Source organism: Skermanella mucosa, from assembly GCF_016765655.2.
Taxonomy (GTDB): Bacteria; Pseudomonadota; Alphaproteobacteria; order Azospirillales; family Azospirillaceae; genus Skermanella; species Skermanella mucosa.
The window spans coordinates 112,017-134,299 of the sequence record NZ_CP086109.1; the positions used below are offsets into that span (position 1 = coordinate 112,017).

Sequence of the window (22,283 nt, forward strand, 5' to 3'; positions counted from 1 at the left end):
ATTGGAGCCAGTCAGGGGATTTTTCGCGGACAATGCCCTGCTCTCCCATGGCTGGAGCCGGGACGTGCTGTTCACGGTCGATGGCTCGGGAATGGTTTCGAGCATTACGGCCGATGCCGAACGCGGCGATGCCGAACGTCTCGGGGGCGTGGTGGTGCCGGGCATGGCCAACCTTCACAGCCACGCCTTCCAGCGCGCCATGGCCGGTCTCGCCGAGCAACGCGGCGACAGCGCCGACAGTTTCTGGACATGGCGGCGCACCCTGTACGGCTTCCTCGACAGGCTGACCCCCGACGACGTGGAGGTGATCGCGGCCCTGGTCTGCTGCGAGATGCTGGAAGCCGGGTTCACCACCTTGGGCGAGTTCCACTATCTCCACCATGATCCGGCGGGCCGGCCCTACGACGACATCGGCGAGGTGGCCGGCCGCATCGTCGCGGCCGCCGCGGCGACCGGCATCGGCCTGACCCTGCTGCCGGTCTTCTATGCCCATGGCGGGTTCGGCGGAGCGCCGCCGGCGGACGGGCAACGCCGCTTCGTCAACGACCCCGACGGCTTCGCCCGGCTGGTCGAGAGCGCCGGTCGGCATCTCGAATCTCTTCCGGGCGCCCGGATCGGCATCGCGCCCCATTCGCTGCGCGCGGCGACGGTCGGGGAGATCGAACGGATCCTGCCGCTCGCAGGCGGCGGGCCGGTCCATATCCATGTCGCCGAGCAGACGCGGGAGGTCGAGGACTGTCTTTCCTGGTGCGGACGGCGGCCCGTCGAGTACCTGCTGGACTCGCTGCCGGTCGATGGCCGTTGGTGCGCGATCCACGCGACGCACATGACCGTGGCGGAGACCGGGGCGCTGGCGCGCTCAGGGGCAGTCGCCGGCCTTTGTCCCGAGACCGAGGCCAACCTGGGAGACGGGCTGTTCGACGGGCCGCGCTATCTGGCGGAGGGCGGACGGTTCGGGATCGGCTCCGACAGCCACATCCATATCGGCCTCGCCGAGGAGCTGCGGCTATTGGAGTATGGCCAGAGGCTGAGTTCGCGAGGCCGCAACATATTGTGCGCCCCTGGCGCCGGAACGGGTGAGTCGCTGTTCCGGGCGGCGGTATCGGGAGGCGCCCGAGCGCTCGGGCAGCCGGTTGACGGGCTCCAGGCCGGGCAGCGCGCCGATTTCGTCGTCCTGGACGAAACCCACCCTTCCCTGTCGGGCCGGCCGGTCGAGCGGATTATCGACTCCTGGATCTTCGCAGGCGACCGATCCTGCGTGCGCGACGTCCATGTCGCTGGCCGCCGCGTCGTCGCCGACGGGCACCATGTCGCCCGCGACCGTATAAGGTCGGACTATGTGCGGGTCATGGCCGGAATCCTGGGGTAACCTGGGAGCTGGCGGGCGATGCGCCGGCACACGCGTCCGGAGATGCCGAGCAGGGCCAGGGCCGTGATCATCAGGGAGGCCGGCGCGGGTTCGTCGACCGGCACGGCAAGGCTTTCCAGTGTAGCCGTGTAGCGGAGGACCGTGTCGAAGACCACGGGGCGTTCCGGGGATGGAATCAAGGGAAAGGGACCCGACCCGGAGTCGAAGAAGGTGGAACAGCGCGTCTCACCGGTCTGGACGCACTCGGCCCTGTTGGTGCGGTTGAACAGCTCGATATCCCCCTCGCCGGAGGGCAGCACGACCGAGAAATTATAGAAGAGGCTGTACCTGACGTCTTCCAGCTCCTGGAGTTCGATGAAGGTATTGGGCCCGACGGTTATCGAGGAGGTGAAGAACGGCGGTTCGCCCGGTGCCGGCGCCGTGACGGTCGCGGTCGTCCGCACCCTTCCCGCCAGGCTGACCTGCGCCGCCCCCCTGCCATCCAGATCAAGGCTGGCGGAGCCCGCGAGGCCGGTGAGGAATTCTCCCGTCGACACGCCTTCGGAACCGAAGAGGCTGCCCGAAGCGCTGCCGCCACCGGTCGCCGAGCTGGAGACGGTGGGTTCGAAGATGTGCTCGCTGGAAACAAGGAAATCCGTCGGCACGTTCTCGTACCTCAGCCCGATCACCGGCGTGCCGACGATCGCGGCCCCCAGGAACGGTTCCGAGCGTGCACCGGCCGGCGCCGCGGCCAGCATCAGCCACACGAGCGCAAGGGTCTTGGCAAGCTTCATGGCCCCGGTCCTTTCCAATCCAATGCCGGGGGATTATCGTCGCCATGCTGCGGCATGGCGCGCGCTCATCGGTCCATCCCCCGATCCGACAATCCCGCACGGTCAGGCCGGGTCCGCCTGGACCGGAATTCCTCGTCCCAGGCCCGTTTCATGCGGACGGTCTCCAGCTTCAGGCGCAGGGACTCAAGCCGGTGCAGGCGACTGCGCCGTTCCGCCAGGTCGGTCTCGATGAAGACATGGAAATCCGCGACCTCCGGCATGCGGCGGTAGCGGAATTGTTCCCAGACGCAGCGGAACGCCTTGCGCCAGAGGTCCCTGGGCCAAGCGGAGATCACCTCCACGTCAAGTTCCAGGGCGATCTCGTCCGGCAGCGGAAAACCCCGGCGGGACGCCAGCGAAACCAGGGCCGCCATCACCTCGCCGGGATCGCCGGGCGCCAGGGCTTCGCGGGCGTGCCGGACCGCTTCCGGCAGGCAATCGATCAGGTCAGGCGGCAGCTCCGGCAGATGCGGCAACGGCTCGTCGGCCCAGGATTCGCTCCAGGCATGCAGCCGCTCGACCCGCGTTCTGTTCGGCGAGGCCGCCAAGCCGTTCCGGGACCCTGGACGGGAAATCGGAACCACGGTGCGGGCGAGGGTCGCGGTCATGGCGTCGGTCCTTGTCGGTGGAAGTTTCGATGGGAGTTTCGGTGGAAGATGGCTTCGGGCCGGAACGGGCCAGCGGCAGCGCGCCCTTGGGTTCGATCAGCCAGCGGCGCCAGGCCGCGGACGGATCGGCATACCGGTAGCCTTTGGCTTGGCAGGAGAGAACGAAAGTCTCCGTGAAGGCGGATACGTCCAGGGCCGGAATCCTGCCGCGAGCCCAGGCGATGTCGGCCGGCGTCGGCAGCCAGCCGTCGGGTATCGTGGAGACATCAGGCGCCGCGGGTTTCCCTTCCGATTGGATCGAGCTGCGATTTTGCTCTCCCTCGTCTTGAGAGAGAGAGATGATTATTTCGTCGTGATGACTCGTGTCAGCAGGCTTTACAGCGTGGTCAGGTTCTTTCGACACCGGCTTGATCGCGTCTGCCGCCTGCCGGGCCAAGCCGTCGAGCAGCCGGTACCGACTCGCCCGCTGGCGACCCTCGATGAATTGCCGGTCGTGCAGCACCACGCCCTCGGATTCGAGTTCCGAGATGGCGGCGTGCACCCAGGCCCGTGACCTGCCGAGGTCGGTCGCGATGGTTTCCTGCCTCACCCAGATCCATCCCGCGCGGTCCGCGTATGTGGCGAGGGCGGCGTACACTGCTTTCGCGGCAACCGAGATACCGGGCCGTCGCATGATCGATGCGGCAACAGTTCCCCAGCGGCTGCCCATGTATTGAGCGTCCATGATCCTGATCATTTGCTAAGTTGGTGCAACCCGATAAGATCCACGCGACGGAAACCATGGATTTCCACCTGCGGGGCGGCTTGCGGGAAGCTGCCGTGACTCTGTTCTGTTCGGGAAGGCGCCTGCAGGGCAGCGCGCCTTGTTTCTAAGATCCGGACTTGTCCATCGTTCCTCCTGCCATTTTCATGCCTGCGCCGACCAGTCGGAAGGAAAGTCCGGGATCGTGGCAAGCACGATCGGCGGCGCGTTGGTGAAACAGGACGCACATGCTGGTGAAGATTGACGCACTATTGGCGTGCGCAAGGCTTTCCGCCGGATTCGCGCCTGAAGTGCGTTGAATTTCACCAACTTGACTGGCAAAGGTCGCCGCGAGTCCTGATTCGTGGAACCGCGCCGATTCTCACCAGTGCCCAGGCGTCCCGCCGCGAAGGTGCCAAGTGCGTCGATTTTCACCATCGCAGGATCCCGACTGGCCACCTTGGGGACCTGCCGGCCTGTATTGGGCGATATCATCCGCGTCGAATTTCACCGATACCCGATCCCGTCCAGCGTCCCGCGTTGGTGAGAATGCACGCGCTTGATCCCGACTTCCGTGACGCTCCGTGTTCTATGGTGAAGGTCGGCGCGGTTGGATCGAGTCTGCGGCGGGTCGTTGGTGAAACTCCGCGCACTTTGCCGGCCTGTCGGCGTCGACGGAGCTCCGCCCCGCCAAATGCGTCCATTTTCACCAACCCCGGGGCGATCTTCCTTGGCAGCGGCATGGGCAAAGGCAAAGATGCGGCAGTCGCAGAGGGATCAAGATGGCTCGTCATACAAATCCTGGATTGGCCTTGCAGCCGGTCGCGCAGTTCAGTCTCTTCGAGATCGAACGCGATCAGGATCCATGCACCAACCAGGTCGAGCTTTATGACCTGGCGCCCCGCTGCGTCTTCTACACGAGCGAGAAGGAACGCGTCGGCCCCTACCTGAAGACGGTCGAGCGCAACTTCACCCATGCGGGGAAGGCCTACAAGCTGGTGCTGTATCCGGCCCGCGTCCGCCGGGCCGACGGCACCGAACTGGACGTCTACCCGAGCGAGCGCGAGCAGATCGTGGAAGAGGTCCTGCGCCGGCTGGCGTCGGAAGCCAACCGGATCTGGCTGGAGGAGGACGAACGGCAGCGCGACCGGGTGATGATGTCCTTCACCGTCAACGAGATCCGGACCGAGTTGAAGCGGGTCGGGCATTCGCTGAACGGTGACCAAGTCCGGGAGGCGCTGGAAGTGCTTCACCGTTCGGTGATCGAGATCCGCCAGTGCGGCGTCGGCAAGGACCCGCTGCTGTCGTCGTCAGCGTTTCCCGTGATGATGATCTCCGATGCGCGGAATGCCGGGGCGAAGACCTACCTGCAGTTCAATCCCCTGGTCGCCCAGGCCATCCGGTCGCTGGAATGGCGCCGCGCCAGCTACGAGACGCTGATGCGGATCAGCGACCCGGTGGCGCGATGGCTCTACAAGCGCCTTGCCCTCCGGATGAGATCGACCGACACAGAGATTTCCATGCGCGCCACCGCGATCGCCCAGGACAGCGGGCTGGTCAATCGCTCCCGTACCCGGGATACGCTGAAGCGCATCACGGAAGCCATGGAATCGCTGGTGGACGCCAACGTCCTGGACGGTTACGCCTGCTCCGTCGAGAAGGAAGGGCGGCGGCAGGTCGACATCATCTATGACCTGCGCCTGTCCGGTTCGATGCGCGACGAGTTGCAGAGGGCGGACCGCGCCGCCGTCGAGGCAAAGCGCACGATGAAGAGGATCGCCGGTACGGAGCAGCCCGACCGCTTCCTGCGGGTGGACGGCGACCGGCTTCAGAAGATCCGCCAGGATGAGCGGAACGCCCTGACCGCAAGCTGATCCGCCCCTGCCCCGACCGGCATCGCCGTGCCGGAGGATTGGGGAAAGAAGGCGCTTTACGGCATGGTGGCTGATGAATTGGTTGTCGGCCCGACCCCGGTGCTATTGTTCCGGCCGAGACATTTGGTTCCAAGCGTTGGCCCACGGCCCAACCTACGATCGACGGTCCGCATCACCTCCGCCCCGCATTAAACCGTAGGTTGGGCCGTGGGCCAACGCATCGCAGAACATGAGGTGGGGGATCTTCCGTTCCGGCCGGAACGCTATCATGGTTAACGAGTTCGCAAGGATGCCTGCATACAACGGTATGCTGCGCATTTTTTCGTTGCGTTTCCTCCCTGGACTCGACCCCGCGCGATATCCGCTGCGGGGCAATTCTTTATAAGCTCTCCAGCAAATTGGCATATTACCTGACGATATTATGCTCTTGTGAACCATTATTCAATATTTGGACGACAAAATTGATGGTAACGGGATGTAAAATCCTGGTTAGTGATTTATGAGGTTTTAAGTGAATACCCTGACAATGGCTCATCCCAAGGGCATATCCAACCTGTTTTCAAATATGAAAACGCGGACGAAGATCTATACAGGTTTCGGTGCCTTGCTTTTACTTTTGAGTGGGCTTGGCGGCGCATTCTGGCTTTCGGCCGAAGACGGTTTGAACAACCTGAACGCCTATACCGGCCAGTCAGAGATAGCCGTCAGAATTTCTCAAGCGGAAACAAACCTTCTTGAGGCTGAGCTGGCGGTCAGGCGCTTCCTGGCTGCCGGCGATGAAGCCGACGCCGCCGGCTTCACCGAAAAATGGGCCGGGGTGGATAGCGCCCTGGTCCTGGCCAAAAACCGGATGACCCAGCAGGAAAACATCGGCACGGTCGAAGATATCCTGTCCTTGAAGAACGCTTATGCCGCCTCCTTCAAGGAAGTCGTCGAGAAGAGCGCGCGGCGCGATGCGCTCGAGGCGGAAATCCTCAACGATGTCGGCGTGAAACTGCGCAAGATGCTGACCGAAATGCGCGCGGCGGAGATGGCGGTCGGCAACGGCGCGGTACTCGGCGATCTGGCGCAGGCCAGCGAGAGTTTCCTGGTCGCCCGGGTCGTCGCTGCCCGATTCCTGGGGCTCAAGAACAAGAGCGAGATTGCACGCGTCATGAAGGAGCTCGACAGCGTGGATTCGCGCCTTGTCGAACTGGCTGCGCAGCTGATCGCCCCGGAGCAGAGCCGACGGCTGACGGATGTGAAACAGGCTCTGTCGCGCTACGGGCAGGGGTTCGAGGAACTGGCATCTGTGACCCTGGAAATCGAAGACCGGATCGCGGGTCCCATGACCGATACCATGGCGTTGATCCGACGGAAGGCGGACGACATCCTGGCGATAGCAACCGACTTGCAGGCCACGACCCAGACGGAAGCGGTGAACCATGCGGCGAGCGTGCGAATGACGGCTGCCGTGCTTTGCGCTACCGCCGTCATGCTCGGTCTGGCGCTCGCCTGGTTGATCGCGCGCAGCATCGCCGTTCCGGTCGTCTCCATGACCGATGCCATGCGGCGGCTTGCCGGCGGCGATACCGATGTCGCGATACCGGCGGTCGGGCGGAAGGACGAGATCGGCCAGATGGCCGGCACGGTGCAGGTCTTCAAGGACAACATGATCCGCACCCGCGAGATGGAGCGGGAAGCCAGGGAGGCCGAGGTGCGGGCCGCCGCCGAGCGCAAGGCGGCGATGATCCGGCTTGCGGACTCCTTCGAGGCCAGCGTCAAGGGCATCGTCGAGACGGTAGCCTCCGCCGCGACCGAGATGCAGAGCACGGCGTCGGTGATGACCCATACCGCGGACACCACCAGCCAGCAGGCGACGGCGGTGGCCGCCGCGTCGGAGCAGGCTTCGGCCAACGTCCAGACCGTGGCCGCCGCGACCGAGGAGCTGTCCTCCTCCATCGCCGAGATCGGTCGGCAGATCAACAGTTCCAGCCAGATCGCCGGCCAGGCGGTGACCGAGGCGGGCCGGACCAACGAAACCATGAAGGTGTTGGTCCAGGCGGCCGGGCAGATCGGCCAGGTGGTCGAGCTGATCAACACCATCGCCGGGCAGACCAACCTGCTCGCCCTGAACGCCACCATCGAGGCGGCGCGGGCCGGGGAGGCGGGCAAGGGCTTCGCGGTGGTGGCTTCGGAGGTCAAGGCCCTGGCGACCCAGACCGCCCGGGCGACCGAGGAGATCCAGGTCAAGGTCAAGGAGATCCAGGGTGCCACCAACGGAGCGCAGGCGGCGATCGACGGCATCGGCAGGATCATCGGGCAGATGAACGAGATCACCACGACCATCGCCGCCGCGATCGAGGAACAGGGCGCCGCCACGCGCGACATCTCCTCCAACGTCAGCCAGGCGGCGCGGGGCACCGAGGAAGTCTCCTCCAACATCACCGGCGTGACCCAGGCCGCCGGAGAGACCGGAGCCGCGGCATCCCAGGTGCTCGGCGCTTCCGAAGGCTTGGCACGTGAGGCCGAGAAGCTTCGCGGCGAAGTCGCGACCTTTATCGCCACCGTCCGGGCCGCCTGACCGGCAGCTGAAAGGAAGAGCTCCGCGCGCTACCCGCCGCGGGGCTCTTTCGTTGGTGCTCTTCCAATTCGGAGTCCGTCGAGACTGACGTTCCAGGGCTGCCGATATTCCCGAATCCTCTTGTTCAGCTCATGGGCATTTCGCGCTCCTTCCGAAATGCCGGGATTTTCCACCACCGCTCCATCAGCGCGGAAGTCGCTTCGCAATACTGTGATTGCCACGATTGCAGTCAATTGCCGCCTTGTTTTCGGGGCCGGCGCGACGCTCGGTCGTTCCAAGTCAACTGAGGGTGCAAGAATGGGAAGCGCAGCTGGGACTAGGCGGTGGGTCGTCGTCCTGTCCGTCGTGGGGCTCACGGCACTGCCGATAGCATTGGGCGCGGGCCTGATCGACATGCAGGTCGCGCACGCTAAAGGCGGCTCGGGCGGAGGTGGTGGTGGTGGCGGCGGCGGCGGTGGATCAGGAGGTGGTGGCTCGGGAGGCGGTGGCGGTCATGGCGGCGGCTCCGGCGGAGGTGGCCACGGCGGTGGATCAGGAGGTGGTCGCGGTGGTGACGATGGTGGCCGCGGATCGGATAGCCGGAGTGCCAGCAGTTCGCAAAGCCGGTCATCTTCATCTTCCAACGATCGCGGCCGGTCAAGCGATGACGCCCGCGGCCGGGAGGCCGAAGCCCGGGGCCGCGCCGCCGAGGGCGAGACCGAGGCCCGTGGCCGGGAGGCCGAGGCCCGGGGCCGCGCCGCCGAGGGCGAAACGGAAGCCCGCGGCCGGGAGGCCGAAGCCCGTGGTCGCACCGCCGAAGGTGAGCAGCATGCCCGGGGAGCCGACGACGCGGCGCGGTCCGCCGCCCGGACAGAGATCGAGCGGGGAATGGCCGTGGGCACGTCCAGCGCCCGGATCGACGCCTATGGCCGTGCCGTGCAGGAAGCCGGCCGGATCCAGGACGACACGGCCCGGCGTCAGGCGCTCGACGCAGCCGCTTCCATGCTGACCCATCGCTGACGGGCGGCCAAGGCCGGACCTGCATCCCTGCCCCGCAATCCCCTGTCGTCGCGGCCCTCGTTCTTCTATGACAGACGCCTTGTCCCGCCGAGGCGGTATCTGGAAGAACGAGGGCTTGATCGCGGATGAAGGCACTGACGCTATCCCGGAACGAGGCGCTGCGGATCGCGCTCGCGGCGCAAGGCTTCGGCAAACCCAGGGCGGCGGGGAAAAACGGACCCTGTGACCGGGGCCATCTGGGCCGGGCGGTGAAGCGGGCCGGTCTGCTGCAGATCGATTCCGTCAATGTCCTGGTCCGGGCCCACTACATGCCGCTGTTCTCCCGGCTGGGTCCCTATCCCCAAAGTCTGCTGGACGAAGCGGCCTGGGGGAAGAAGCGGACGCTGTTCGAGTACTGGGCGCACGAGGCGTCGCTCCTGCCGCTGGACATGCATCCGCTGCTGCGCTGGCGGATGGAGCGGGCCGCGCGCGGCCAGGGCATCTATGGCAGGCTGGCCCGGATATCGCGGGAGCGTCCGGAACTGGTGGCTTCCGCGCTGGCGATGGTGCGGGAGCGCGGACCTGTCGCAGCATCCGAACTGGACTCCGATCTCCAGGGCAGGCGCGGCAGCGGCGGCTGGTGGGGCTGGAGCGACGTCAAATGCGCCCTCGAATACCTGTTCTGGGCGGGCATGGTCACCACGCGGACGCGGCGGGGCTTCGAGCGCCTGTACGACCTGCCGGAGCGCGCGCTGCCGCGCGCGGTGCTCAACCTGCCGACGCCGGACGAGCCGGAGGCGCACCGGAGACTCCTGGAACTGTCCGGGCGGGCGCTCGGGATCGCCACGATCGCCGACCTGCGGGACTATTTCAGGCTCGACGCCAACGACGTCAAACCCCGGATCGCGGAACTGGTGGAGGACGGCACGCTCCTCCCCGTCGATGTCGAGGGCTGGAACCAGCAGGGCTATCTGCACCGGGATGCCCGCCGCCCCCGGCGCATCGAGGCGGCCGCCCTGCTTTCCCCCTTCGATCCGGTGGTGTGGGAACGCACGCGGACCGAGCGGCTGTTCGGCTTCCGCTATCGCCTTGAAATCTACACGCCGGCGGCGAAGCGGCTCCACGGCTACTACGTGTTGCCTTTCCTGCTGGGCGACCGTCTGGTGGCACGGGTCGATCTGAAGGCCGAACGGGCTACGGGCACGCTCCACGTGCTGGCCGCCCACGCGGAACCGCACGCACCGCCGCACACCGCGGATGCGCTCCTCGCCGAACTGCGCCTCATGTCGGAGTGGCTGGGCCTGGAGCGTCTGGTCATCGTGGACCGCGGCGACCTCGCTCCGGCCCTGCGGAGGTGACGACGGAGGGCCGGGGAGAAAAGCGCCGGCGGGTGCCGACGCTCCGTCCAATCGCCTGTTGTCGGTTCGCACAGCCCGAGTGAGGAGACCATGGCGACCGAAACGATCCGAGACGACATGCTGCCGGGCATGATCGCCCAGGCGGCCGAACCCCTGCCGGACCTGGACGACCCGGATTTCGCCGCGCCTTTCGATGCGCTCGGCTCGGCGCGGGTGGTCCTGCTGGGCGAATCCTCCCACGGGACGTCCGAATTCTACCGGGCGCGCGCGGCGATCACGAGACGTCTGGTCGAACGGCACGGCTTCACCATCGTCGCCGCCGAGGCCGACTGGCCCGACGCCGCCCAGATCGACGCCCATATCCGCGACGGGCACCGGCCGTCCTGCGCCGACGGGCCGCCCTTCAAGCGGTTTCCGACCTGGATGTGGCGGAACCGGGAGTTCACCGACTTGGTCTCCTGGATGCGGGGCTACAACCGGACCGTGGCCGATCCCGACGGGAAGGCGGGGTTCTTCGGGCTGGACCTCTACAGCCTGGACGCCTCCATCACGGCGGTCCTGGGATATCTCGACGGTATCGACCCGGAGACGGCGCGGGAGGCGCGGCGGCGCTATGCCTGCCTGGAACCGTGGCAGCGCCGCCCGGAAGTCTACGGCCGCGCATCCATGATGGAGGGCTTCGGGCGGTGCCAGAAGGAGGTGCTGAACGTGCTGCGCGAACTGCTCGACCGGCGGCTGACCTACATGCGGGATGACGGGATCGCCTATTTCGACGCGGAGCGCAATGCCAGGGTCGTCGCCGCGGCGGAGCGATATTACCGGTCCATGTATTTCGCCGACGAGGACTCCTGGAACCTCCGCGACGAGCACATGGCCGACACCCTGGATGCGCTGCTGAAATCGCGTCCCGGCGCCAAGGCGGTGGTCTGGGCCCACAATTCCCACATCGGCGACGCGCAGGAGACCGGCATGTCGGACCGGGGCGAACTGAACCTGGGTCAGCTCTGCCGCGAGCGCTATGGCGACGACGCGGTGCTGGTCGGATTCGGCACCCATGCCGGCACGGTGGCGGCGGCTACGGACTGGGACGCTCCGATGGAGATCAAGCAGGTGCTGCCCTCGCGCCCGGACAGCGTCGAGCGGCCGTTCCACGACAGCGGCCTCGGACGGCTGTGGCTGGACCTGCGGGCGCAGGGCGACACTGCGTTGCGCGGGAAGCTTGCCGAGCCCCGGCTGCAGCGGTTCATCGGGGTAATCTACCGGCCGGAGACGGAGCGCTGGAGCCACTATGTCGAGTCCCGCCTGTCGAGGCAATTCGACCACTACGTCTTCTTCGACGAGACGCGGGCCGTGACCGCCCTGCCCGGCCCGCAGGAGCCCGGAGCCGACGATACCTTCCCCTTCGGGCTGTAGGGCGGACGACGCCCGACCGGAGCAGGCGGCGGGAGTCCTGGACTGCGCATCGTCGGCCCGGCTATCAGGAGAGGTCAGTTCCGTTTTCCCCTGGCCGATCCGGAAAGCCCCAGCATGCCGTTCATTGGGTTCATCGGTGCCAACGCCCGCTGGCTGGCCGGCGGCTTCCTGCTGTTCTTCTGCTCTTCGCCCGGACAGACCTTTTTCATCTCGCTCTCCGCCGGCGACATCCGCGAAGAGTACGGCCTTTCCCACGGCGCCTTCGGCTCGCTCTACATGGCGGCGACGCTGGCCAGCGCGCTCACCTTGACGCGCCTGGGGCAGGTGGTGGACCGCTACCGCGCCCGGCAGGTGGTGGCCTTCACGGTGCCGATGCTGGCCTTGGCGTCGGCCTCCATGGCGCTGTCCGGGCATGTCGCCCTGCTGCTCGGGTCCCTGTACCTGCTCCGCCTGTTCGGCCAGGGAATGATGTCGCACACCGCCTTCACCGTGATGGGGCGGTGGTTCTCCGCCCAGCGCGGCCGGGCGGTGTCGTTGACGACGCTGGGCATGAACATGGGCGAGGCGCTTCTGCCGCTGAGTTTCGTGGCGCTGTCCGGCTCCATCGGGTGGCGCAATGCATGGTGGCTCGTGGCCTTCGCGCTGGTCGCGCTGGCCCTGCCCGCCGTCACGGCCCTGTTCGCGGTGGAGCGCGATCCGCAGGCATCCGATCCGGTCACCCGCGCCGTCACGGCGCGCGACTGGACCAAGGCGGAAATGTTGCGGGATCCCTTTTTCCCGCTCGTGATGCTCGCCATGGCACCGCCGGCCTTCATCGGCAACACCATCTTCTTCCATCAGGTCCACCTTGCGGAACTGAGGGGCTGGCCGCCGGAGGTCTTCGCCTCCTCCTTCACGCTTTATGCCGCGATGACGATCGTCTTCACGCTGGTGTCGGGACAGCTGATCGACCGGATATCCGGCATGGCGCTGCTGCCGTTCTACCTGATTCCGCTCGGACTCGGCTGCGTCCTGCTCGGCAGCGGCGGGGAACCCTGGATCTGCTTCGCCTTCATGGCGCTCTACGGCCTGTCCAACGGCTTCTCGTTCACGCTGTTCGGAGCGCTCTGGCCGGAGATTTACGGTACGAGGCACCTGGGCTCGATCCGGGCCGTGATCATAGCGATCCTGGTATTCGCGTCGGCGGCCGGCCCCGGCCTCGCCGGGCTGCTGATCGACGGAGGCATCGGCTATCCGTCGCAGGTCGTCGCGATGGGGATCTACTGCCTGCTGGTCTCCGCGGCGATGATCCCGGTATCGGGCCGGTTGAAGGCACGGCGTACCCGGGCGGCGTCGGGCGTCGCCGGCCCCGGTAGCGCCTGAAGCCGCCTACTTGGCGAAAAGCCGCCCCATGTCGGCGAACGCCTTGAATTCGAGGGCGTTGCCGGACGGGTCGTAGAAGAACATGGTCGCCTGCTCGCCGGGCTGGCCCTTGAAGCGGATGGTCGGCTCGATCACGAAGCGGATGCCGGCATTCCGCACCCGGTCGGCCAGCGCATGGAAGTCCGCCATCGCCAGCACCACGCCGAAATGAGGGACCGGCACGTCATGACCGTCAACCGGGTTGGTATGGGCCGGGTTGGTATGGGCATCCGCGCGGGAAACGCCGGGGTTGAGATGGGCGACGATCTGGTGGCCGAACAGGTCGTAGTCGATCCACTGGTCGGAACTGCGTCCCTCGGGGCAGCCCAGTATTTCCCCGTAGAAACGCCGCGCCGCGTCCAGGTCGTGGACGGGAAAGGCGAGATGGAATGGCGTGATGCTGTTCATTGGATCTCCGAAGGCAAGGACGAATGGCCGGGCTGGGCGACCCGGCCATGTCCGGACGGCTCAACCGCCGGCCCGGGCGGGCGCATCATAGCGCAGGCGCCGTTCCACGCCAGGGGTGGCGGCAGGCCCGGGCCGGATGATCAGGAGGCTGTCGAACTCGGCCGGCGACGGCGGTTCCCAATGGGACCGCATCTGCCGGAGGAGCCATGGGGCGACATGCTTTCCGCCCGCTTCCCCACGGGCCCGCAGGCGATCGACAAGCTGCGGTTCGGGAATGTCGAAGATCACGCCCACCCGCTTCCAGCCCCGGGGCACGCGGCCGAGGATCCGGCGGCGCGCCTTGGCCGTGAGGTTGGTGTTATCGACCACGACATCACGGTCCAGGGTGAAAGCCTCCGCGAGGCGGCGGCGGAACTCCTTGTCGATGATCCTGGAGAAGGTGCGCCATGCCTCGGCATAGGTGATCCGGTGGATGGCGGCCAGCTCCTCGACGATGTCGTCGCGGCCGACCGCGTGGGCGGTGCCCGGGCGCTCCGCCAGGAAGCCGCGTCGCCACGTCGTCTTGCCGCTGCCGGGAAGTCCCATCAGGACAAGGACGACGGACATCCGGGACGCGTGGTCGGCCCGCTGGCTACGAGTTGCGCACGGGATTGTGCCGGCCATAGATGTCCCGGACCTCCTGGCCCCTGCTGCCGTCGACCTGGCCGATCAGAAGCACGCTCCCCTGCCCGACGGCTTTCATGTAAGCCTGCGCTTCCTCTTCGGCGATACCGACGCGGGTGAGAACCTCCGTTTCCGAGGTGGCGCCGTCATACTGCGATTTCGAGCTGTTGAAGGGGTTGGTGCCGGCCGATTCGTTGCCCCACCCCTCGGTAGTGTCGCCGATAACCCAGAATTCATTCTTGAACCCGACTTCGTACAGCTCCTTCAGGACCTGCCGCGACGAGTCGGTGTCTTTGAACAGGGCAACAATGGTCTCGATGCTCACGATCGTCTCCCTTGGGGATTGAACGCGCGCCGATGACGGCGCGCGAAAGGTCGAATCCCAACAGAAGCGCGATGATCATGGTTCCCGGTTGTCAACCGGCGGCGTTCAGCCCGCGCCGATCGCGGCGGAAATCGAGGTGACCGACGGATGGAGCGACAAGGGCGAAACGTCCACCACCGCCCGCTCCCCCGATTTGACCGGCCTGGACGCATTGACCATCACTTCGATCACCAGCGGGTTGGCCGGTCCGGGCTCGATGTCCAGCTCCAGGTCGAGCGGCTGTCCCGGAGCGACCGTGAACCGCCTGGACCTGGCGACCGTCCTGCTCTCGTTCCACGTCCTGACGGTCAGATCAACCGGCAGGGAGTCCGCGACCGGGCACTTGATCGAGCCGCTCAGATGGTGCGAGCCGGAGATCCGGAGGCCCGCCCAGCGCAGCACCGCGGAGGTGCGGTCCGGATCGGGGCCGTGGAGGCGGAAGACGTCCCCAACGGTCCGGCACCACTTGCCGCCGTTCAGCAGCGCGGCCGTCCCGGCCCGGGGTGTTTCGGGGATCGGGATCTCCGTCCCGTCGGGTCTCGCCTTGGGAAATTCGAGGTGGATCGCGGCACCGGCACCGGAAACGTCCAGGGACGCCAAGCGGTCCGCCCACTGCGGGCACGGGAACAGCTCCAGCGCACCGGCGAGGATCGACGTCCAGGCGGGCATGTCGACGTCGTCCGCGCGCTCGTAAGGCGCGAAGCGGGATACGAAGCCTCTGAGCAATCCCGGACGAACCCAGTCCACCGTTCCCACCGCCGGGGTTTCGTCCGTCGAGCGGACTTCCAGCAGGGCGAACTCCGCGCCTCCCGAAATCCTGCGCAGCTGCTCGTGTATGCCGTCTACCGTCGCCGGATCGATGCCGTCGTTGGACTTGATCACGAACAGGACGCCACCCAGCCGGGTCCGGGCGATGAACTTGGATACCAGGTACTGGACCTTCCGCATCTCCTTCAGGTGGATCCTGCGGCGGTTTTCCTCGTCGTCGCGGAAGGCGAGGCGTCCGGCGACGGGCTCCGACTTCAGCTCGGTGTGCCAGCCGATGCCGTACCGGCTGTCCAGCACCATGGCCGGCCGCAGCGGGCTGAGATTGTCGAACTCGTACATGCCGGCGAAATCGGCCCGCAGCTTCGACAGCAGCCGGTCCGGCTTCATGGATGCCCACCGGAACACGCTGCCGGCCTTGCAGCCGAGATTGCCCAGGACGAAACCGAGTTCGCAGTTGTCGCCGAGGCTCTCCATCCTCAGGAGCTGATCCGGGCCGATGGGGTTGGTCACGCTGGGTCTCCAGGCTCAAGTCGGGGGCATGGAAACGATGTTGACCGAACACCGTTTAATCAAATCTGAATTTTCCATTCCGGAGACAAGGCGGGTCACCCGATCGGCCACGGAACCGTCGGCCGGCCCATGGGTTGCAGCTTGAGCCCGCGACGGCACCGCCGGGCGGAAAGGAGAGCCCCATGCGACAGCGAACCGCGACGACACTGATTGCAGCGACGCTGCTCCTCTCGGCCTGCGCCGCACCGGCCGACCGCGCCGCCATGGCGGTCCCCTACTCCCCGGCCCTCGCCGAGCCGGACGACAGGAGCCTGGTCGGCAGCATCGCCGTCGCTTCCATCGAGGGCGGGCGGGAAACCGGACCGCTCTCGAAATCCCAGGTCGGCAACGAGGATTTCCAGGGCGCCCTGACCGACAGCCTACGCGAGCACGGGCTGCTTGCCGAGGGAACGGCCCCGAGCTACATCCTCTCGGCCCGGCTGGTCGATCTTCGGCAACCCATCATCGGCCTCAGCATGACCGTCCGCGCCACCGTGGAGTATGAGTTGGTCGACGCGGTCAACGGCCGGCCGACCTTGGCCCGCGCGGTCGAGACCAGCCACACCACCGCCTTCGGGGAAGCCTTCGGGGCGGACGACCGGACCCGCCTTGCCACCGAGGGCGCCATCCGCGAGAACATCCGGCAGTTCCTGGCCTGGCTGAGCCGGAAGCCGGCACCGATGACCTGACCGATGACCCGATTACCGCCCGGCCGGCAGCGGGAGCCCGACGCGGGCGTACAGTTCCGGGCGGTGGCGCTCCCAGTTCTCGACCAGGCACTCCCGTGCCGGCCTGTCGTACCAGTTCCACGGCAGCTCGCGGGTGTTCAGGCCGACGAAGTGGGCTCCGACCCGGCCCAATTCCGGGATCTGCGGCCAGAACGGCGAGCAGATCGTCACGTCGGCGGTCGAGACCACGTGGGCCGGCCGGCCCAGGTCCAGCGCCACCACCTGGAGCCCCTGCTCGTCCAGTTCGGAGCGCAGCGGCACCGGATGGCTTTCCAGGACGGACAGCAGGGCCTGCCCCAGGTCGTGGCCGGGCGGCAGGCCGCGGATGCCGGTGTTGCGCGGCTCCGGCCTCGTCAGGTCGGCGAAGGCGCCGTGGGCCAGTGTCACGTCGGCGGCGATCAGGCAGCGCGGCTCCGGCTCGGCCATCCAGGCGCGCGCCGCCTCGGGCAGGTCCCACAGGATGCAGTCATTGTCCAGTGACAGCTCGAACCTGTCGGGAAACGCGCGGAGCGGCGCCAGCTTCCACGCCACCCCTTCGGCCATCGCACCGTCCAGATGCGCCTCCAGGAAGCTTGGCAGACCGCCGGCGGTCTGCCAGACGACACCGTCCGGCAGGTCGCCGGTCCGGGACCGCGCCTCGTCGAGGCCGATGCTGTTGACATAGACGACGTAGGCGCCCTGTCCTCCGAAAATGCGCCATGCCCCCCAGATCGACAGGCGCAGGGCTTCGAAGCCGAGCGGATCGACGTCGCCGATCGTCCAGCGGATGCCGGTGGGCGGCAGGGGCATGGTTTCTCCTCAGGGTGATCCGGAGCGGGCGGCGTTTTGGAACGGAAGCCGTGACGTCCGGCTTCCGCAACAGTGAAGTCGGCCACCGGTTCCTGAGTGTCTGGAACTCCGGAGGGTTTCAACCGGTTGGAACCAGGGGCTCTTATCGGAGCCGGCTGTCGCCCGTCCGCGGCCGTCCCACATCCTGAGCACCAGCGAGACCATCCCGGAATGAGCGGAAACGCATGAAAATCGTCGTCTTCGGGCTTTCGATCAGCTCCACCTGGGGCAACGGCCATGCCACCCTGTGGCGTGGATTGTGCCGGGCGCTGGCCCGCCGCGGTCACCGCGTCGTGTTCTTCGAACACGATGTTCCCTACTACGCCGGAAACCGCGACCTGTTCGAAATTCCCGGCGGCGAACTGGTCCTGTACCGGGACTGGGCCGATGCCATCCCCGCGGCCGAGCGCCACCTGGCCGATGCCGACGCCGGCATGGTCACCTCCTATTGTCCCCACGGCATCGAGGCGACGGAACTGGTGCTGGGATCGCCCGCCGCCTGCAAGGCGTTCTACGACCTGGACACCCCGGTGACGCTGGAACGGCTGGGCGCCGGGGAAACCACGACCTATATCGGGCCGCGTGGGCTCGGCGATTTCGACCTGGTGCTCAGCTATACCGGCGGGCCGGCGCTCGACGCGCTGCGCGACCTGCTGGGCGCCCGCCGCGTGGCGCCCCTCTACGGCAGCGTCGACCCGGAAGTTCACCGGCCGGTCGAACCCGCTTCGCACTACCGCGCCGACCTGTCCTATCTCGGCACCTATGCCGAAGACCGTCAGGCGGCGCTGGAGGCGCTGCTGGTCGAACCCGCGCGGCGCATGCCGGACCGCAGGTTCCTGATCGGCGGCGCGCTTTATCCCGAGGCGTTCCCCTGGAGCGACAACATCTTCTTCGTCCGCCACCTGCCCGCCGCCGAGCATCCGGCCTTCTACAGCTCGTCGCGACTGACGCTCAACGTCACCCGGCAGGCCATGGCGCGGATGGGCTTCTGTCCGTCCGGGCGCCTGTTCGAGGCGGCGGCGTGCGGCGTTCCGATCCTGAGCGACATGTGGGACGGGCTGGACCATTTCTTCGAGCCGGGCAGCGAGATCCTGATCGCGTCGGACACGCCGGGCGCCGTCGAGGCGATAGGCCGGAGCGATGCCGACCTGCGGCGCATCGCCGACCGGGCGCGCGAGCGAACCCTGGCCGAGCATACCGCCGACCGCCGCGCCGCCGAACTGGAGGTCGAACTGGAAGCCGCCGTGAACGCCGGAGCCGGATCCGCCGCCCCCCGCGGGGCCGACGCGGCGTTGCCGGCCGTGCTGGAGGGCTGAACCATGTGGGGCATCATTCCCGCCGCGGGCAGCGGCACCCGCATCCAGCCGCTGGCCTTCTCCAAGGAACTGCTGCCGGTCGGCAGCCGGTTCGACGAGGGGGTGGAGCGCCCGAGGGCGGTCAGCGAGTATCTGGTCGAACGGATGGTGCGCGGCGGGGCGGACAAGATCGCCTTCGTCATAGCGCCGGGCAAATGCGACATCCTGCAATACTATGGCGACCGGTTCGGCGACGCCGCCATGACCTATGTCGTCCAGCCCCGTCCCGGCGGGCTGTGCGATGCCGTGTTCCGCGCGGTTCCCTTCGTCCACCCATCGGAGCCGGTGATCGTCGGGCTGCCCGACACCGTCTGGTTCCCGGAAGACGCCCTGCGGGCGCTGCCGGACGACCGGCTGTCGTTCCTGCTGTTCCCGGTGGAACGGCCGGAATTCTTCGACGCCGTCATCACCGACGGCAAGGACCGGGTGCTGGAGATCCAGGTCAAGCGGGCCAACGCCGAGTCCCCCTGGATCTGGGGCGCCTTCAAGATGCCGGGCGCGGTCCTGCACGAATTGCACGCGCTGTGGTGCGCGCGCGGACGCAGCGACGAATACATCGGCACCCTGGTCAATGCCTGGCTCGCCCAGGGCGGCGAGGCCGTCGGCGTCCGCGCCGGCCGGTCCTATGTGGATGTCGGGACCATCCACGGTTACCGGGAAGCCATCGGACTGCTGCGCGGACAGGAATAGGAGGCTTCCATGTTCCCGGATGACGCCGTCGCCGTGGTCGTCGCCCATCCCGATGACGAGGTGATCGGGATCGGCGGCCATCTGGGCCTGCTTCCGTCGGTCCGGCTGATCCACGTCACCGACGGCGCGCCGCACGATATGTCGGACGCCCGCCGCCACGGTTTCCAGACCCGCGAAGCCTATGCCGAGGCGCGCCGCCGGGAGCTGGATCGGGCCATGGCCCTGGCGAACGTCACGCCGGACCGCGTGCAATGCCTCGGCCTGGCCGATCAGGAAGCTTCGCTCCACCTCGCCGCGACGGCGCGTCGGCTGGCCGGCTGGTTCGCCGAGCACAGGATGCGACTGGTCCTGACCCATCCCTACGAGGGCGGGCATCCCGACCACGACGCCACCGCCTTCGCGGTGCACGCCGCCGCCCGGCTGCTGCTGCCGCGCCGGGAAGGGGAGGAGATCCGTATCCTGGAAATGGGCTCGTATCATGCCGGGCCGAACGGAGAACTGGTCACCCAGACCTTCCTGCCGCCCCCCTGCCCTCCCGAAGGAGTCGGCGCCGGCGACGAGATGGTCATGCCCCTGTCCGAAGCGCAACGGGCGATGAAGCGGCGCATGCTGGAGTGTCACGCCACCCAGGCGGAGGTGTTGTCGCCTTTCGCGGTCGATGTCGAGCGGTTCCGTCCCGCCCCGTGCTACGACTTCACCGCCCCGCCCCATCCCGGCACCCTGTGGTACGACAGGTTCGACTGGGGCATGGGGGGCGAGCGCTGGCGGGAACTGGCGAGCAAGGCGCTGGACGAACTCGGGATCAGCGCATGCCGTTGACGGTCCTCAGCGTCGCCTACCCTTTCGCCCCGGTCGGCCCTGACTCGGTCGGCGGTGCCGAGCAGGTGCTGAGCCACCTCGACAGGGCATTGGTCCAAGCGGGCCACCGCTCCCTGGTCGTCGCCCGCGAGGATTCGGCGGTCGCCGGCGAGCTGTATCCGGTGCCCGCCGCTCCCGGTCCGATCGACGAGGATACCCGCGCCGGTATCCACGGCCATCAGCGCCGGGCCATCGAGACGGCCCTGCGGGACAATGCGGTGGACCTGGTTCATCTCCATGGCATCGATTTCGACCGCTACCTGCCCCCGCCGGGTGTTCCGGCGCTGGTCACGGTCCACCTGCCGCCGGACTGGTATCCGGAGGCCGCCCTGCGCCCTGCCCGTCCTCGCACATATCTTCACGGCGTCTCGCAGTCCCAGCACGGGCGGTTTCCCCCGGGAGTGCCCGTGCTGCCGCCGATCCCGAACGGCGTGCCGGTGGAAGCGCTGGCCGCGCGCCACGCCAAGCGCGGCTTCGCCCTGTGCCTGGGCCGGATCTGTCCCGAGAAGGGCTTTCATCACGCGCTCGATGCGGCGAAGCTGGCGGGATCGCCGCTTCTTTTGGCCGGCGAGGTCTTCCCCTATCCTGTCCACGAGGACTATTTCCGCTCGGAGATCGAGCCGCGCCTGGACCGGTCTCGACGCTTCATCGGGCCGGTCGGGTTCCGGCGGAAGCGGCGTCTCCTGACCGCGGCACGGTGTCTGGTGGTGCCCAGCCTGGCGCCCGAGACCAGTTCGCTGGTGGCGATGGAAGCGCTGGCCTGCGGAACGCCGGTGGTCGCCTTCCCGGCCGGAGCTCTGCCCGAAGTGGTGGAGCATGGGCGGACCGGCTTCCTGGTGGCCGACGAACGCGGGATGGCGGACGCGATCCGTGCCGCCTCCGGACTTTCCTCCGACGACTGCCGCGCGGCCGCCCGCGAGCGCTTCGACCTCAAAGGCATGATCGCCCGCTATTTCGACCTCTACCGCCAAGTGGCCGCATGACCTTCACGTTCGATAGCTCAATTATCAATATCGATAATGAACTGATCGGGTTGGAGCCGGAATGGTGGGAATTGTGGTCCGCCTGTCCCGGCGCCACCCCGTTCCAGTCGCCCGCTTGGCTGATTCCCTGGCGCCGCCATTTCCGCGACGGCGACCTCGTCGTCGTCACGCTGCGCAGGTCCGGCCGCCTTTGCGGCCTGCTGCCGCTGTTCCATTATCGCGGGCCGCCGGAACCTCGCCTGCTACCGCTGGGGGCCGGTAACACGGACTATCTGGACGGCTTGTTCGCTCCCGATGTCGGGCCGGCGGAGGTCACGGCACTGCTGGGCCGGTTGGTGCCGTGGCGTGTCCTCGACCTGCCGCAACTCGCCCCCGGATCGGTTCTGGCCGACATCCCGGCGCCGCGAGGCTGGACCGGGCAGGGCCGGGCCGAGGAGCCCTGCCCAATCCTGCCGCTGCCGGCCACCCTGCCCCGCCGCATGCAGCAGAACCTGCGCTACTATCGCCGGCGCGCCGAACGGGCCGGAACCCTTCGGTTCGAAACCGCCACACCCGACCGGGTTGCACCGCTGCTCGACAGCCTGATCCGATTGCACGGGGCGCGCTGGACGACCAAGGGAGAGTCCGGCGTCCTGGCCGATGCCACGGTCGAACGGTTCCACCGCGACGCCGCGCCTGCCCTCGCCCGCGGCGGCCTGCTGCGCCTCCACGCGCTCCACCTCGACGGGCAGGTTGTCGCGGTTCTCTACGGGATGCAGGCCAAGGGGCGATGCCACTATTACCTCAGCGGGTTCGAGCCCGACTTTGCGGAGCTTGGCCTGGGCACCTTGATCGTCGGCCACGCGATCGAGACGGCCACGTCCGAGGGTGCCTTCGAGTTCGACTTCCTGCGCGGGACCGAAGCCTATAAATACCGCTGGGGCGCCCTGGACAGGACTACCCAGGGACGCCTGCTCCGTCATGGGGCATGA

The 22,283-nt window shown here is 67.4% G+C and carries 22 protein-coding genes; 13 read left to right on the forward strand and 9 right to left on the reverse strand.

Features of this window, described 5'->3' with window-relative positions; all coding sequences use genetic code 11:
• Nucleotide 1 precedes the first annotated feature (1 nt).
• Nucleotides 2-1,369, forward strand: a complete 1,368-nt coding sequence (locus tag JL100_RS35370) for a formimidoylglutamate deiminase (RefSeq protein WP_228421826.1) — start codon at nucleotides 2-4, stop codon at nucleotides 1,367-1,369.
• Here the strand turns inward: JL100_RS35370 and JL100_RS35375 are convergent.
• From JL100_RS35375 to JL100_RS35390, 4 genes are all read right to left on the reverse strand, one after another.
• Entirely contained in the window at nucleotides 1,336-2,142 is an 807-nt protein-coding gene (locus tag JL100_RS35375) for a hypothetical protein (RefSeq protein WP_202683831.1), read from the reverse strand. The genes JL100_RS35370 and JL100_RS35375 overlap by 34 nt on opposite strands.
• Nucleotides 2,143-2,207: 65 nt before the next feature.
• Nucleotides 2,208-2,657 (reverse strand): hypothetical protein, encoded by a 450-nt coding sequence (locus JL100_RS35380; protein ID WP_202683832.1) that lies wholly within the window; start codon nucleotides 2,655-2,657, stop codon nucleotides 2,208-2,210.
• Entirely contained in the window at nucleotides 2,629-3,513 is an 885-nt protein-coding gene (locus tag JL100_RS35385) for a helix-turn-helix domain-containing protein (protein WP_202683833.1), read from the reverse strand. The genes JL100_RS35380 and JL100_RS35385 overlap by 29 nt, the downstream gene beginning before the upstream one ends.
• A 183-nt stretch (nucleotides 3,514-3,696) precedes the next feature.
• Entirely contained in the window at nucleotides 3,697-3,969 is a 273-nt protein-coding gene (locus JL100_RS35390; protein WP_202683834.1) for a hypothetical protein, read from the reverse strand.
• A 344-nt stretch (nucleotides 3,970-4,313) separates the two neighbouring features.
• On the opposite strand from JL100_RS35390, the gene JL100_RS35395 reads away from it, so the two are divergent.
• From JL100_RS35395 to JL100_RS35420, 6 genes are all read left to right on the forward strand, one after another.
• A complete protein-coding gene (locus tag JL100_RS35395; RefSeq protein ID WP_202683835.1) occupies nucleotides 4,314-5,405 on the forward strand; it encodes a hypothetical protein in 1,092 nt (363 codons plus the stop codon).
• 850 nt (nucleotides 5,406-6,255) lie between these two features.
• Nucleotides 6,256-7,968: a methyl-accepting chemotaxis protein gene (locus JL100_RS35400; protein ID WP_228421828.1), complete on the forward strand. Its 1,713-nt coding sequence runs from the start codon at nucleotides 6,256-6,258 to the stop codon at nucleotides 7,966-7,968.
• Nucleotides 7,969-8,265: 297 nt separating this feature from the next.
• Entirely contained in the window at nucleotides 8,266-8,967 is a 702-nt protein-coding gene (locus tag JL100_RS35405) for a hypothetical protein (protein WP_202683836.1), read from the forward strand.
• Between the two features lie 125 nt (nucleotides 8,968-9,092).
• The gene (locus tag JL100_RS35410; protein WP_202683837.1) at nucleotides 9,093-10,304 is read left to right on the forward strand and encodes a winged helix-turn-helix domain-containing protein; all 1,212 of its coding nucleotides are present in this window, start codon (nucleotides 9,093-9,095) and stop codon (nucleotides 10,302-10,304) included.
• 90 nt (nucleotides 10,305-10,394) lie between these two features.
• Nucleotides 10,395-11,717: an erythromycin esterase family protein gene (locus tag JL100_RS35415; RefSeq protein WP_202683838.1), complete on the forward strand. Its 1,323-nt coding sequence runs from the start codon at nucleotides 10,395-10,397 to the stop codon at nucleotides 11,715-11,717.
• A 114-nt stretch (nucleotides 11,718-11,831) separates the two neighbouring features.
• The gene (locus JL100_RS35420) at nucleotides 11,832-13,079 is read left to right on the forward strand and encodes an MFS transporter (protein WP_202683839.1); all 1,248 of its coding nucleotides are present in this window, start codon (nucleotides 11,832-11,834) and stop codon (nucleotides 13,077-13,079) included.
• Nucleotides 13,080-13,085: 6 nt separating this feature from the next.
• Here JL100_RS35420 and JL100_RS35425 read toward each other — a convergent pair whose 3' ends face one another.
• The 4 genes from JL100_RS35425 to JL100_RS35440 all read right to left on the reverse strand — a co-directional run bounded on the left by JL100_RS35425 (nucleotide 13,086) and on the right by JL100_RS35440 (nucleotide 15,831).
• A complete protein-coding gene (locus JL100_RS35425) occupies nucleotides 13,086-13,526 on the reverse strand; it encodes a VOC family protein (RefSeq protein ID WP_202683840.1) in 441 nt (146 codons plus the stop codon).
• 60 nt (nucleotides 13,527-13,586) lie between these two features.
• Complete coding sequence (locus JL100_RS35430; protein ID WP_202683841.1) at nucleotides 13,587-14,132, reverse strand: ATP-binding protein; 546 nt, start codon at nucleotides 14,130-14,132, stop codon at nucleotides 13,587-13,589.
• Nucleotides 14,133-14,157: 25 nt separating this feature from the next.
• The gene (locus JL100_RS35435; RefSeq protein ID WP_202683842.1) at nucleotides 14,158-14,514 is read right to left on the reverse strand and encodes a hypothetical protein; all 357 of its coding nucleotides are present in this window, start codon (nucleotides 14,512-14,514) and stop codon (nucleotides 14,158-14,160) included.
• Nucleotides 14,515-14,619: 105 nt separating this feature from the next.
• Nucleotides 14,620-15,831: a hypothetical protein gene (locus JL100_RS35440; protein WP_202683843.1), complete on the reverse strand. Its 1,212-nt coding sequence runs from the start codon at nucleotides 15,829-15,831 to the stop codon at nucleotides 14,620-14,622.
• 182 nt (nucleotides 15,832-16,013) lie between these two features.
• Between JL100_RS35440 and JL100_RS35445 the strand changes: the two genes are divergently transcribed.
• On the forward strand, nucleotides 16,014-16,559 hold the full coding sequence (locus JL100_RS35445) for a hypothetical protein (protein ID WP_202683844.1): 546 nt from the start codon (nucleotides 16,014-16,016) through the stop codon (nucleotides 16,557-16,559).
• Between the two features lie 12 nt (nucleotides 16,560-16,571).
• Here the strand turns inward: JL100_RS35445 and JL100_RS35450 are convergent, their stop codons facing one another.
• A complete protein-coding gene (locus JL100_RS35450; RefSeq protein WP_202683845.1) occupies nucleotides 16,572-17,387 on the reverse strand; it encodes a hypothetical protein in 816 nt (271 codons plus the stop codon).
• 224 nt (nucleotides 17,388-17,611) lie between these two features.
• On the opposite strand from JL100_RS35450, the gene JL100_RS35455 reads away from it, so the two are divergent.
• Genes JL100_RS35455 through JL100_RS35475 form a run of 5 tightly spaced genes read left to right on the forward strand, consistent with a single transcriptional unit; the run spans nucleotide 17,612 to nucleotide 22,283 of the window.
• Nucleotides 17,612-18,742, forward strand: coding sequence for a CgeB family protein (locus tag JL100_RS35455; RefSeq protein ID WP_202683846.1), 1,131 nt, complete (start codon nucleotides 17,612-17,614; stop codon nucleotides 18,740-18,742).
• Nucleotides 18,743-18,745: 3 nt separating this feature from the next.
• Complete coding sequence (locus JL100_RS35460) at nucleotides 18,746-19,471, forward strand: sugar phosphate nucleotidyltransferase (protein ID WP_202683847.1); 726 nt, start codon at nucleotides 18,746-18,748, stop codon at nucleotides 19,469-19,471.
• 9 nt (nucleotides 19,472-19,480) lie between these two features.
• Nucleotides 19,481-20,290, forward strand: coding sequence for a PIG-L deacetylase family protein (locus tag JL100_RS35465; RefSeq protein WP_202683848.1), 810 nt, complete (start codon nucleotides 19,481-19,483; stop codon nucleotides 20,288-20,290).
• The gene (locus JL100_RS35470) at nucleotides 20,281-21,312 is read left to right on the forward strand and encodes a glycosyltransferase (protein ID WP_202683849.1); all 1,032 of its coding nucleotides are present in this window, start codon (nucleotides 20,281-20,283) and stop codon (nucleotides 21,310-21,312) included. Before JL100_RS35465 ends, JL100_RS35470 begins: the two co-directional genes overlap by 10 nt.
• The gene (locus JL100_RS35475; protein ID WP_202683850.1) at nucleotides 21,309-22,283 is read left to right on the forward strand and encodes a GNAT family N-acetyltransferase; all 975 of its coding nucleotides are present in this window, start codon (nucleotides 21,309-21,311) and stop codon (nucleotides 22,281-22,283) included. The genes JL100_RS35470 and JL100_RS35475 overlap by 4 nt, the downstream gene beginning before the upstream one ends.

Bases quoted from the DNA above. Each gene is read 5' to 3' on its own strand.
- JL100_RS35430 (WP_202683841.1), bottom strand. From the start codon at position 14,132: ATGTCCGTCGTCCTTGTCCTGATGGGACTTCCCGGCAGCGGCAAGACG.
- JL100_RS35455 (WP_202683846.1), top strand. From the start codon at position 17,612: ATGAAAATCGTCGTCTTCGGGCTTTCGATCAGCTCCACCTGGGGCAAC.
- JL100_RS35460 (WP_202683847.1), top strand. From the start codon at position 18,746: ATGTGGGGCATCATTCCCGCCGCGGGCAGCGGCACCCGCATCCAGCCG.
- JL100_RS35415 (WP_202683838.1), top strand. From the start codon at position 10,395: ATGGCGACCGAAACGATCCGAGACGACATGCTGCCGGGCATGATCGCC.
- JL100_RS35375 (WP_202683831.1), bottom strand. From the start codon at position 2,142: ATGAAGCTTGCCAAGACCCTTGCGCTCGTGTGGCTGATGCTGGCCGCG.
- JL100_RS35390 (WP_202683834.1), bottom strand. From the start codon at position 3,969: ATGGTGAAAATCGACGCACTTGGCACCTTCGCGGCGGGACGCCTGGGC.
- JL100_RS35405 (WP_202683836.1), top strand. From the start codon at position 8,266: ATGGGAAGCGCAGCTGGGACTAGGCGGTGGGTCGTCGTCCTGTCCGTC.
- JL100_RS35420 (WP_202683839.1), top strand. From the start codon at position 11,832: ATGCCGTTCATTGGGTTCATCGGTGCCAACGCCCGCTGGCTGGCCGGC.
- JL100_RS35465 (WP_202683848.1), top strand. From the start codon at position 19,481: ATGTTCCCGGATGACGCCGTCGCCGTGGTCGTCGCCCATCCCGATGAC.
- JL100_RS35410 (WP_202683837.1), top strand. From the start codon at position 9,093: ATGAAGGCACTGACGCTATCCCGGAACGAGGCGCTGCGGATCGCGCTC.
- JL100_RS35475 (WP_202683850.1), top strand. From the start codon at position 21,309: ATGACCTTCACGTTCGATAGCTCAATTATCAATATCGATAATGAACTG.
- JL100_RS35395 (WP_202683835.1), top strand. From the start codon at position 4,314: ATGGCTCGTCATACAAATCCTGGATTGGCCTTGCAGCCGGTCGCGCAG.
- JL100_RS35400 (WP_228421828.1), top strand. From the start codon at position 6,256: ATGACCCAGCAGGAAAACATCGGCACGGTCGAAGATATCCTGTCCTTG.
- JL100_RS35445 (WP_202683844.1), top strand. From the start codon at position 16,014: ATGCGACAGCGAACCGCGACGACACTGATTGCAGCGACGCTGCTCCTC.
- JL100_RS35450 (WP_202683845.1), bottom strand. From the start codon at position 17,387: ATGCCCCTGCCGCCCACCGGCATCCGCTGGACGATCGGCGACGTCGAT.
- JL100_RS35470 (WP_202683849.1), top strand. From the start codon at position 20,281: ATGCCGTTGACGGTCCTCAGCGTCGCCTACCCTTTCGCCCCGGTCGGC.
- JL100_RS35385 (WP_202683833.1), bottom strand. From the start codon at position 3,513: ATGGACGCTCAATACATGGGCAGCCGCTGGGGAACTGTTGCCGCATCG.
- JL100_RS35425 (WP_202683840.1), bottom strand. From the start codon at position 13,526: ATGAACAGCATCACGCCATTCCATCTCGCCTTTCCCGTCCACGACCTG.